General features: G+C 45.1%; 8 protein-coding genes and 1 tRNA gene. 1 reads left to right on the top strand and 8 read right to left on the bottom strand.

Going from position 1 to position 11,786, the window contains the following annotated elements:
• Positions 1-121: 121 nt before the first annotated feature.
• The 7 genes from EMM73_RS20195 to EMM73_RS12485 all read right to left on the bottom strand — a co-directional run bounded on the left by EMM73_RS20195 (position 122) and on the right by EMM73_RS12485 (position 8,978).
• Positions 122-1,372 carry a restriction endonuclease subunit S gene (locus EMM73_RS20195; RefSeq protein WP_127686770.1) on the bottom strand — a complete coding sequence of 417 codons (1,251 nt, stop codon included), beginning with the start codon at positions 1,370-1,372 and terminating at the stop codon, positions 122-124.
• On the bottom strand, positions 1,365-2,999 hold the full coding sequence (locus EMM73_RS12510) for an HsdM family class I SAM-dependent methyltransferase (protein WP_127686769.1): 1,635 nt from the start codon (positions 2,997-2,999) through the stop codon (positions 1,365-1,367). The genes EMM73_RS20195 and EMM73_RS12510 overlap by 8 nt, the downstream gene beginning before the upstream one ends.
• Positions 3,000-3,061: 62 nt before the next feature.
• A complete protein-coding gene (locus EMM73_RS12505) occupies positions 3,062-6,178 on the bottom strand; it encodes a type I restriction endonuclease subunit R (RefSeq protein ID WP_127686768.1) in 3,117 nt (1,038 codons plus the stop codon).
• A 12-nt stretch (positions 6,179-6,190) separates the two neighbouring features.
• Complete coding sequence (locus tag EMM73_RS12500) at positions 6,191-6,394, bottom strand: helix-turn-helix domain-containing protein (RefSeq protein ID WP_127686767.1); 204 nt, start codon at positions 6,392-6,394, stop codon at positions 6,191-6,193.
• Between the two features lie 686 nt (positions 6,395-7,080).
• A tRNA-Arg gene (locus EMM73_RS12495) sits at positions 7,081-7,157 on the bottom strand.
• Between the two features lie 96 nt (positions 7,158-7,253).
• Positions 7,254-8,186 carry a ZIP family metal transporter gene (locus tag EMM73_RS12490; RefSeq protein ID WP_127686766.1) on the bottom strand — a complete coding sequence of 311 codons (933 nt, stop codon included), beginning with the start codon at positions 8,184-8,186 and terminating at the stop codon, positions 7,254-7,256.
• Between the two features lie 276 nt (positions 8,187-8,462).
• A complete protein-coding gene (locus EMM73_RS12485) occupies positions 8,463-8,978 on the bottom strand; it encodes an aldolase/citrate lyase/malate synthase family protein (RefSeq protein ID WP_127686765.1) in 516 nt (171 codons plus the stop codon).
• A gap of 145 nt (positions 8,979-9,123) precedes the next feature.
• Here EMM73_RS12485 and EMM73_RS12480 point away from each other — a divergent pair, with 145 nt between their 5' ends.
• Positions 9,124-10,632, top strand: a complete 1,509-nt coding sequence (locus tag EMM73_RS12480) for a DUF3612 domain-containing protein (RefSeq protein WP_127686764.1) — start codon at positions 9,124-9,126, stop codon at positions 10,630-10,632.
• Between the two features lie 39 nt (positions 10,633-10,671).
• Here the strand turns inward: EMM73_RS12480 and pyrC are convergent, their stop codons facing one another.
• On the bottom strand, positions 10,672-11,712 hold the full coding sequence (gene pyrC, locus EMM73_RS12475; RefSeq protein ID WP_127686763.1) for a dihydroorotase: 1,041 nt from the start codon (positions 11,710-11,712) through the stop codon (positions 10,672-10,674).
• Between the last annotated feature and the right edge of the window lie 74 nt (positions 11,713-11,786).

Here is an 11,786-nt window from a genome sequence, read left to right as displayed (position 1 = left end):
TAAGTAGTGACAACTATCCTGCCAGAGCGGGCCCTCTTCGATAGTAAGTTGTGCCGACGCAATGTTATTACAGTTAGTTACCTTAATTTCCATAATTCCTTCCTTGGATTACTTAGTTTGTTTATCTAACGGTGACTTGGCAGTTCATTAGCATTGGTAAGAGCCAGTCTCTTAAGCTTGTTAGCTCTCGGTTTTCAAGGCTCCTCTCAAAAATCATTTTATTGTAATTCGTTACTACGCCATCATACCTTTTGAGCAGGTCCGGTGTTGGATATGCTAGTGTCAATGAGTACAAGCCATCTTTTGTGATAGAACCGAAGGTTGTTCCTTCTGAGTTACGACGGTCAAAAATCTGTTTGAAATACTTCATCACGTAAAACAGAAAGCCATCAGAGCCAGTTTTACTGTTTAATGCAGCTAAACCTCGACCGATACAGCAATCGGTATTGGCAATATTCATATCACCTACTGGTGCACGTACGCTCAATAGTATGTCGCCTTTCTTTGCCATGCGGTTTGGTTCTGTTGTGTATTGGCGGGTGCTAGGAAATAACCAGCCGAAGTCTGTAGAACCTTGATAAAAAATTGTTCCAACACCTTCTTCGTTATAGGAACTTCCCTCTGGGGATTGCCCCATCGTTATGTTAGCTATTTGAGATAGCGTTTTGTCACTCCACCCCGCCGGTATTTCGCGTTTTAGGGTTGGGTTGTAAACCATTTTGCCACCGGTGGTTTTGTAGGGGTTGCCTTTGGCGTCTGGGAAGTCGAACTGTACAAACCAATAGTCGTACAGGGTTTTGGCCATCGCTTCGAGCTCAGCGTTGATTCGGTTGTTGATTTCGATTTTTTTGTCAATGCAACTAGCGGCACTAACAACTTTTCTTTGATGGTCAATGTCGATGTCCGGGAAAGAAATATGCTTCAACGCAGATATTGGTAGCTGTGGCTGAGCGCTTCCAGAACCATGAGAAAGGCATTGCTTTTGAAATAAAGAAGACCTAAAAAATAGAAGTATGAAATACGGGTCATATTTCTCTGGATCCGTTCTGACTATAACCATACCAGAGTTAATTCTGATATTCTTGAATGGCGTATCGCTTGTTACTAAGGCGACATTTCCTACGGTGCCTCTTGTGGTGAGCACAATGTCACCCTGCTTAACTTTACCCTTCCTAAGTTTCTTATCTTTTTCTTCATCAATAAACTCAACTTGAGTAAAGTCAAACCCTGTTTTCTTCACATTCCCCGTGTTTAGGAACACGCAATAGCCATTCGCTATTAGTTCAGACTTGCTCGGGTAATTTGTACCTCTGTCCCCGTCGATAAAATCTATTCCACTTTCAGCAAAACTGATGAATTTCGGGTTATTCATACTTCAACCCTGCCAACTGTTTTTTAATCTCAGTTTCCAACTCACGAGACTGACTAAATAGGCTATCTAGGTTACTGTTAAAGTCTTGCATCTTCTCAGCAAACTGTTCTGGGGTAATATCGACATATTCGATTTTGACATCAAAGTACTGGCCGGCACTAAATGAGTAGTTTTTGGCTTCGATGTCGTCATAACTCACCGCGACAGAAAAATCTTCTACCGTCTCTTTGGCGTTAAACACATCAATAATTTGTTGTTCTTCAATCGCTGTTAATACGGTTTTTTGGGTTTTGCCGTCTTTGACTTTTTCACCCAAGTTTGAGGCATCTACCAAGACCACATCGCCATCATTGTTGGCGTCAATAAACAGGATGGATACGTTAGTGCCTGTGGTGGCGAAGATATTGGAAGGCATGGAGACCACGCCCGCGAGCATTTTGTTTTTTACCAAATGTTCGCGAATGCCTTTATCAATGCCAGATTGTGCAGTGATAAAACCAGTAGGCACCACCACTGCCGCTTTACCTCTGGGTTTAAGCGATGCAATGATGTGTTGTAAAAACAGCGAGTAGATCGCCATTTTTTCTTTGACTGCTTTAGGTACGTTGGGAATACCGGCAAAAAAACGTTCTTTGTTTTCTTTACTGTCTAGCTCATCTCTAAAATCACTAAAGTCCAGCTTAAACGGCGGGTTTGAGACGATGTAATCAAAGCGTTTTAACTCGTTACCATCTTTATGGTAGGGGTGTAAAACGGTATTGCCTTGTATCACATTCGGGATAGAGTGCACTAGATTATTTAAGATCAGGTTTAAACGCAGCAGATTAGATGACTTTTGTGAAATGTCTTGCGTGTAAATGCTACAGCGATTCTCACCAATGGCGTGCGCCACGTTCATTAACAAAGTACCTGAACCTGCAGAGGGGTCATAACAACTGACATTACGCACAGTGCCGCGCTGCTCTTTAGGCACTAAAATTTCTGCCATAATGCGCGCTACCGCATGGGGGGTGAAATACTCGGCGTATTTGCCGCCCGAGTTGCTGTTGTAGTCTTTGATCAGGTATTCAAAAATGGTTGCGTAGAAGTCAAATTTTTGGGTAAAGATACGCTCAAAGCTAAACTCGACGAGTTTATTGATAATGGCGCGACAGAAGGCATCGCGCTTGGAATCGTCGGCAATATATTGGCTAATACGGTCAAATAGCACCACTTTTGCGCCGCCATCGGTTTTTACCGCGAACACATCATTATTGGTAATAGCGATATCGATGAGGGTATCATCAAATAACTTGGCAAAGTCGGGCGCGTTTTGTTGGCTAAAGAGATAGCTGATAAAGTGCTGCGGTTTTAACCGCGCGGTATCGCCACCCATTTGCAGTTGCAGCATGTCGAGGTCATTTTCTGACATTGCTGTGAGGGCTTCTTCCCACTTGTCAGCTTTAGCAATATTCTCATCAAGCTTTTTAGCTTCAAAGGCGAACTTGTCGTTTAAAAACTTATACAAAAATGTTTGGGTAATGATTTTAAATTCGTTACCGTCGTTACCTAAACCATAGTTGGCACAGATGCTTTTTAAGCTATCAATCAGGTTTTTGGTTTTTTGCTGAAATTCTAATTCAACCATTTTAGTGTTTACTTCCTAATCAGTTTTACCGGTACTTATTGTCAGTAGTGAAGCAATAGCCTCTACCATGCTTGGCTGCCGGTATTAAATTCTTTTAAATATTCGGCGACAACGAGGCGGTTTATATAACGCGAGGCGTCGGCGTTAAGTTTGATTTGCTGTTCTTTCATAAAGCGACCAATGACCAGCGGCATCATTTGTCGCTCAAAGTAGCTTTCGTTATCGAGCAATTGGCTGTTATTGAGCACTTGTTCGTCAGCATCCTGCTTCACGCCTGCCAATGCTGCAAAAATTTTACGCTCTGAATCGCTGATGTCGCTTTGACTTTGCTGACGCTCTTGTAAGCGCTTATGGATACGGGTGTATTTGGCATCACCTAAGTACTTTTGCCGCAGTTGGTTGTTTTGGCGGTTCAGCTCTTTGATGCGGTCGTGAATTTTATTCAGAGCGTCTATGTTGGCCACCATTTCATCTTGGGTAACTTCGCTAAGGTTTTTCTTTTTAAACAGGCGTTCTAGCTCTTCTTTTAAGCTGATGAACTGTGGGTCTTGCTGGTCAAAGTTGCTGGCTAGTGCTTCGCGGGTTTGACGCAGGGCGTTTTTGAGCTTGTCGGCCAGTACCAGTTCTTCTTCGCCGATTTTTACAAACTTGAAGATCACGTCCTCTAAGGCGCGGTTGAGCAGGTTACTTGTGTCTTGACCACTTTCTAAATCATTTTTAAGGTTGAGTAAGTCCAAATGGTTACTGGTTTCTCGGTACAACACATTGATCTTGGCAAAATCCAGCTCATCCAGAAAGTCATACTCACCTTGCAAGCGAATGAGATTATACAAACTGCGCGCATCGGCTAAGGCTTTCTTCAGCGCTAATACGGTGTCGCGATCTTGTATTTGGCTGATCTGGTTGCAGAACTCTTCCATGTTATCGGTATCAAAACGGAACAGAACGTCTTTGATATGTTCGATCTCTTGTTTGATCTCTTCCTGAGATTTAAACAGGTGCGAATAGTGCTCCATCTCGTCGCCCAGTTCTGACTGTAATTCGTCGAAATAGGCTCTATTGGTGGCATCGAACTCTTTGCGAATATCAGCAAAATCCACCACATAGCCGTAGCGGAAATCTTTGTAGGTACGGTTCACTCGCGTAAGTGCTTGTAGCAAATTGTGCTTGCGGATCACCCGCCCCAAGTAGAGTTTTTTCAAGCGCTTGGCATCAAACCCGGTGAGTAGCATGTTGTACACAAACAAAAAGTCGATTTTGCCTGCCTTAAAGTCTTCTACCCAGTTTTTACGCTCTTCTTTGCTGCCGATGTCGTGCAGGATTAACGCAGCGGTTTTTACCTTTTGTGCTTGTTTAACCGATTCTGTATAGGCTGTAGCTGGAGGCTCGGATATTTCGAGTACTTCATTATCAGAGGCACCCGTTTTCTTTGCAAGAACAGCTGTTTCAGCATAAACCCCATTAAAAATTTCGAACATTTGCTTGGCTTGGTCTGAGCTGTCGCAAATAACCATGCCACCGATGCTGGCGTCATTGAGTGCGCCACGGCTTTTTTCAAAATCGCTCACAATATATGCAAGCATAGGCTCAACAAAACTTGGGTGGGCATAGATAAGCTTGCGATCGATATCCCCCATTTTGACTTCAGCTTCTTCAAGTGCTTTTTGCAGTTCGAATTTATATTGGGTGCTGATTTCTTCACGGATTAAGCGCAAGGTATAGCCGTCGGCAATCGATGCGTTGTAGTAGTACTTGTGAATATAATCACCAAACAAAGCACGCGAGTTATAGTCATCCCCCAATAGCGGCGTGCCGGTTAAGCCGATTTTGATGGCGTTACTGTCTGATTGGCTTAAGTTGGCCAAAAAACTGCCTTTGGGGTTATAACTGCGGTGTACTTCATCTAAAAAGTACACGCGCTGTATCGCTACATTGTAGTCTTTAGTGCTGACCACATCAGGATCATCTTTAAACTTCTGAATGTTTACCACGGTGATTTCTGGCTTGCCAGAATGGTTGTGGATCACCTGAGTGGCTTTGATATCGCGTGTAAAAGCATCTCTTGAATTTATCGTATGAACGGTTAAACCACGGCAGGTAAATTCACGCTGAGCTTGTTGCAGTAAGTCTAAGCGGTCGACAATGAAGTAAAACTTAGGGATAACCTGCTGCTTTTGGAAGTAGTCGGTTAAAAAGCGCACGTTATAAAATGTCAGTGCGGTTTTACCACTGCCCTGAGTATGCCAAATAATGCCTTTTCTAACTCCTTCAAAGAGCTTTTGTTCAATGGCTTTTGTGGCAAACAATTGGGGGTAACGCATGATATGTTTTTGTAGCCCGTCTGACTCGGCCACATAAGCCAAGGCGTAACGCAAAATGAAGGCTAAGCGTTCACGGCTAAGTAAAGAGGTGCAAATACGGTTGGTTGGGCGCTCAGGCTGCTTGTTTGTTTGAAAATCTGGATTGCTGCGGATCACTTCCAGATTGTTGTCTTTTAAGACATTCAGCTCATCTGCATCTGATACCGACTTCAGCAAAGCAGTTAGGTTTAATATTTCTTCTTCACGGAAATAGTTAAATACCGGCTTGTGGTAGGAACTACTGGCATAGAAGGCACCTTGCACAGGTTCAGGCTCGCCGTCATCGTACTCCATGTTATTGGAGAAAATCATAAACTGAGTGATGTTTGCAAAACGCTTGAATTTAGGGTTTTGAAAACGTTTGTTGATGCGGTCACGTTCGGCCAAAATACCTTCGCGGTTATTGGGTTTTTTCACCTCAATAAACACTAACGGCATACCATTGATTAACAGCGTGATGTCCGGGCGGAACTCTTCATCACCATTCTGACACGTTAACTCGGTAACAACATGAAAGGTGTTGTTATTGAAGTTTGCAAAGTCAATCAGCTTGATATTTGATCGCTCAGATAGGCGTTCAAAAAAGGCTTTGCCTAAGTCTTCGTTATCGATTAAAAGCTTAACATCTTCCAGTACACGACCAGCTTCTGCATCACCAATACCAGGGTTGATTTTGCGGATAGCGGTTGTAAATAATTCAGGGAAGATATTGGTGTCGAGATCCCAGCTTTGCCCTTTGAGTGACAAATACTTATAACCTAAGCGCATCAGGTGCAATATCGCGGGGATTTTGACGCGGCTATCTTCATTAAATTTCATAACTTTCCTTGTTTATTGTGGTATCAGCTCAAGTAGGTCGCCGACCTGGCACTCAAACAGCAGGCAGAGTTTTTCAACGGCTTCCAGATCCACTTTCTGGGCCGTCTCTTTATAGAGTAGAGTCACCGTAGCGCGGCTTAACCCCGTTTCTCTTGCAACGTCGGCTATACGCATTTTGTGCTCACCCATCATGCGGGCTAGATGGCAGCGGATCATGGTTGTGCCTCTCGCTGGTAATCAGTTTTCTGGAATAACAAAGGAGCATATCATGACATTGATATTTGCGTAACATTTTGTGAGTTGAACTTAAATTATGTATGGATAGCCATTACAGTAGCTTACATCCCAATCAATATTTATTCCGCTCTCGCTACCTATGCATCAAGAGCGTCTTGTTAATTCAATTTCTAATATCTGAATCTTCCTCGATTTGTCCCGCTTAATCACCAAATCGCAATACCGAAGCGATCTATCGCCAACCAAATGCTGACTGCGACATATTTTCTTTGGAACCAATTCTTGTCATTGCGATACAACCAAGGATAGATAGGGCCACCATGCTCGGTATTTCTAAGTTCATTGTTAACTTTTTGGAAATACGCAGATGTCTCGAAATTTTCGAGAGCCCCCAGTTCAGTTTTTGTTGAGAATGTCTGCTTTCAGTGAAAAGCAGTGATTAAAGTGTTACTTTAGGGAATCGCTGACTGATCTGAAGATGAAACATGTGAGGCATAATTTCGCCATTCTTCGGTGACTTCTACAGGGGTACGAGCTTTCGGAGCAAAGGTCATTTTATGAAGTCAGAAAAGAGTGGTAAAAACATGAATGGTCACGCCATGGTCACCGTTTGGTCACCGGACATAAAAAAACCACTTGAGTTGCCTCTAAGTGGTTGATTTATATGGCGCACCCATCAGGATTCGAACCTGAGACCTCTGCCTCCGGAGGGCAGCGCTCTATCCAGCTGAGCTATGGGTGCGCAGCGGCGGCCATTTTATGGGGCTTTGTGATTATTGTCCAGCCAGCATTTGGCCTAAATCCCATAGTCTGGTTTAACGGCATAAAATTTAACCAATCAGCCTAAGGTGGTGTCTAGCACCATCATCACTGCAAAACCCACCATTAAACCCAAAGTAGCTGCTGTTTGATGACCATTGCGGTGGGTTTCGGGTATCACCTCGTGCGATACCACAAAAATCATAGCACCAGCGGCCAAACCTAAACCCATCGGGTAAGCTATGGCAAAACCACTGGATAAACCTACGCCAATTAAAGCTCCTATAGGCTCTAGAATGCCGCTGGCTGCGGCAACAAACACAGCAAAACCTGGTTTAAAACCAGCAGCGCGTAAGGATAAAGCCACAGCTAAACCTTCAGGAATATCCTGCAGCGCTATAGCCGTGGCCAGAGGTAAACCGACCGACAGATCGCCGTTGGCAAAACTTACACCTACGGCCATCCCCTCAGGTAAGTTGTGCAAAGCTATAGCAAATACAAATAACCAAATACGATCGCAGGCTTGAAAGCCTGGTCCACAAGGGCCGGTTTTGTCGTGCTCGTGTGGTGTAAAAGCGTCTAAACCCAGCATCAGCAAAACGCCGAGCGACATGCCAAAAACTACCACCAAAGCGCCTAAAGTGTCGCTTTGAAATAGCGCTGTGCCTGCTTCAATACCGGGTAACAACAAGGAAAATGCACTGGCCGCCAGCATCATGCCTGCAGCTATGCCCAATAAACTATCTTCCATTGCCTGCGGCAAGCTGCGTAAAAACAAAGCGGGTAGAGCACCTAAAGTGGTGGCAACAAAACCAGCAGTACCACCCAGTAAGGCCATTTGTAAGTTGTCGGATGAAGGGGAGTTGGACAAGTGCACTATGCTCTGGGCCAGTAGTACCAATACGGCCAGTAAACCTAAGGCTAACCCCACAGCGGCCAGCTTGTGTTCGCTGGCATGTTGTTTAAGTTCACTTAGCCAGTCTGAACTTATGGATAAGGTTTTTTCGTTCATTCTCCGCCCTTTAGTGAATTAGTGTCTTAGTTAATCAAGTTCGGTTTTAAACTGCAAGTACCTTACTAAGAGTGTTGTTTCGGACTTAAGTTGCTGCTTAGATTAAAGAAAAATAAAAAAGGCCAGCAATTTGCTGGCCTTTTTCTCCCCGTCGAACGTCTATCGTCCCCTGTTGTTTTTATTCTTTTTGCCCCTGATTTTTATCAAGTTTGGCAAATGAGCGTACCCATAATGCAAGCTGCCCAGAGTACAAAAAATCAACTGCGTTAGTTATAACTAATTTAACCGATAATCGCCACCCTCTTTTGCACGAAAGCACGGACTATTTTGTGCAGAGGTGACACAAAGTTGTGCCTGAGTATTGCCACGGATCATACTGAACCAGCCAGATTGCTCACCTGTCAGCTGCAATTGAATATCTTCAATGCCTGCTTTATCTATGGAGCCATGCGCTCCTTTGTGGCAAAACAATAATTCGACATGGCGCTCGCCATCTTTTAATAACAGCGATTGGGGTTGCTCAGGATGACCGCCAAAAGCGACAAACTGCGCCGGAGTTTTCAAACCACTGTTGCTGCCATCGGCAAAAAACGCCAGTACATGCTGGTAATACACTACATAACTGCAGACATCTTTGTGCGAGCCGCGGTCCAGTGGAAAAACTTTATCCAGAAAAGCTTTGGAGTAATCCATGATCTGACGGACATGACTCTGGTTCAGCCCGGCGATGTAGCTGATCTCTTCCCGGATATCATGGTCCTGGTGTGAGTGTTGGGTGGCTGTCATGTTCATGATTTCTGTCCTGTTGTTTGTTGCTTTTAATAAATTCTTAAGGCTGTAGGGCCAGTAAAGCAGCATTGCTGTTGCTTGATATTTAGTCTATGTTAGTTTTCTGAATAATTTCACAATAAAAACTTCACAGTGTGAATTTTACAAAATGACAGCAAATAAAAGTTTACTCAGAAAGTCGCATTTCCTTGGTACTAAGATCAGAAACCTGAGAAAGCGCAATAACTTAACTATGGAAGACTTGTCGACTCGTTGCATCAGAGTGAACTCTGAGTACGCGCCGTCTGTGTCTTATTTGTCGATGATTGAGCGTGGCAAGCGAGTGCCTAGCCTGGATATGTTGCAGGTCATTGCTGAAGTCTTTCAAAAAGATGTGGAATGGTTTCTCGATGGTGAAGAGCAGCAACTGGATATCACACCACAAAAAGGCAGCAGGGGTGGGGTGTCCGGTATGGCGCTGGAGCCGGGCTTTTTGTTTTCTAACGATATTCTGCAAATTGCTATTCCGGAGATGCTGTCACAAACCGGCATTAGTGGTCGTCAGTTTGCCCAACTGCTTATTCGTGCGCATCAGGAGCATCATCAAAACCATTTTCCTGAGCTGGAACGAGCCGCTGAAGAAGTGGGCCTGAAGCGTATGCCATTGTCGGTGGAGGATCTGATGCAGATAGTGCAACAGCTTGGTCTGCACATCCGCTGGTTTGAGCAAACGCCAAAAGAAGTACTGGATGAGTTGGGGGTATTGTCGAAAAACGTACCTACGTCGTATTTTTTACCACCTGCAACTTTGCATTTAAATAAGCTGCTACAGCAGTGGCCCACCCGGCTGAAATATGAGCTGGCCGTACATATTGGCCATGCTGTGCTGCATAACAAAGATGGTGTGAAAAGTGGCATGATGGTCGGCGGGGCTTTTGAATCTGTGCCCACAGATGATAGTGCCATAGCACCACAGGATATTTTGCATGCCTGGCGTGATTTTGAATCGAGCTTTTTTGCTGGTGCTTTGTTGTGCCCTAAAATGCCGTTTCGTCAATTGCTCGATAAACAAGGCTATGAAATCAGTTCGCATCACTTAGCTGGCGTCTCTGCCTCTGTTGCTATGCGCCGAATGACGGCGGTATCGCCATACAGTCACTGGCATTATTTTGATGCCTACACGCCAGGTAAACTGAAAGCGGTATACCGCGGCAATGGGATTCCGTTGCCTTGGGGCAATATGCGGCAGGTGGAAGATCCCTGCCAGCACTGGGCTGTATTTCGTATGTTTGAAGCGGCGGAATCCGCTCATTCAGCTCAGTTATCCATTTTAGATGTACAGGGCCAGCCACGGATTTATTGCTGTGAATCGACCAAAGTCTCTGATTTAGCCGGTAATGCTCATGTGCTTTGCGCTGGTATTGATTTAAATCCGGCTATTGATGCTCAGGGGATGGATGTGGAGACTATGGCGCAGGAGTTAAAGCAGTTGTGTCGCAGTCAGGGCGGCTCTGCTGCGGTGCCTAAAGCTATTCGATCGACCCTCACCACAGTATCCAATATTCTGAATATTAATTGGGTGGCCCGCAGTTTAGATAAACCAGCTCAGCTGATTTGTTCGCGTGGCAATCACTGCCCACGCGAGCCAGGTTGTTATCAGCACTGCTCTGCGAAATAAAAGCCTGCAAAAAGGGGCCAAACAGGCCCCTTGATAAGCTTATAAACCTTTCTTTAACTGCCAGCTTAATTGCTGTTCGGCGAAAAACGGCACTATAGGGCTGCCATCTGGCAAGGTGATTTCAGCCGGTACTGTCCAGTCTTGTTTCACTAAGGTGATGGTGCCGCTGTTGCGTGGCAGGTTGTAGAAGTCCGGGCCATAGTGGCTGGCGAAACCTTCTAACTTGTCTAAGCAACCTAAGTCTTCAAATACCTGAGCGTAGAGTTCAATCGCACTCCAGGCGCTGTAACAACCAGCACAACCACAAGCCGCTTCTTTGCGGTGTTTGGCATGAGGTGCTGAATCTGTGCCTAAGAAAAATTTGGTATTGCCACTGGCAACCACAGCACGCAAGGCTTCCTGATGCGTGCGGCGTTTTAATACCGGCAGACAGTAGTTGTGTGGCCGTACACCGCCCACCAGCATATCGTTGCGGTTTAGTAGCAAGTGCTGAGGTGTGATAGTGGCTGCAACACGGACCGGTGCGGCTTTAACAAATTCAACAGCGTCGGCTGTGGTGATATGTTCAAACACTACTTTAAGGCCCTGAATAGTGTCGATCAGCTGAGTTAAATGCTGATCGATAAATACTTTTTCGCGGTCAAAAATATCGATATGGCTATCAGTGACTTCACCGTGCACCAACAACAGCATCTGTTGTTCTGCCATCACTTCCAGCACAGGGTAGAGTTTACTTAAGCTGCTGACACCAGAGTGAGAATTGGTCGTAGCGCCAGCCGGATACAATTTAGCCGCCACTACACCAGCGGCTTTGGCGGCCTTGATATCTTCTGCTGTGGTTTTATCTGTTAAATACAACACCATCAGAGGTTCAAAACTGCTACCTGCTGGGCGGGCCGCCAGAATACGGTCTTTGTAAGCTAAAGCTTCTGCAGCATTAGTGACAGGAGGCACAAGATTGGGCATTACTATGGCGCGCTTAAAACAACGGGCAGTAGCTGCCACGGTTTCTTTGAGCATATCGCCATCACGAAAATGTAAGTGCCAGTCGTCCGGGGTTTGCAGAATTAGTTCAGTCACAGCGCTTCTCCTCTACTGATGCAGTGTCATGCCGTCAGGGCGGGGCAGTTTAACACGGCTGGGCGGGATACTCA

Source organism: Rheinheimera sediminis (assembly GCF_004005375.1).
GTDB lineage: Bacteria > Pseudomonadota > Gammaproteobacteria > Enterobacterales > Alteromonadaceae > Pararheinheimera.
Note: the sequence above shows the minus strand (reverse complement) of the source record. Positions and strands in the feature narration are given on the sequence as shown.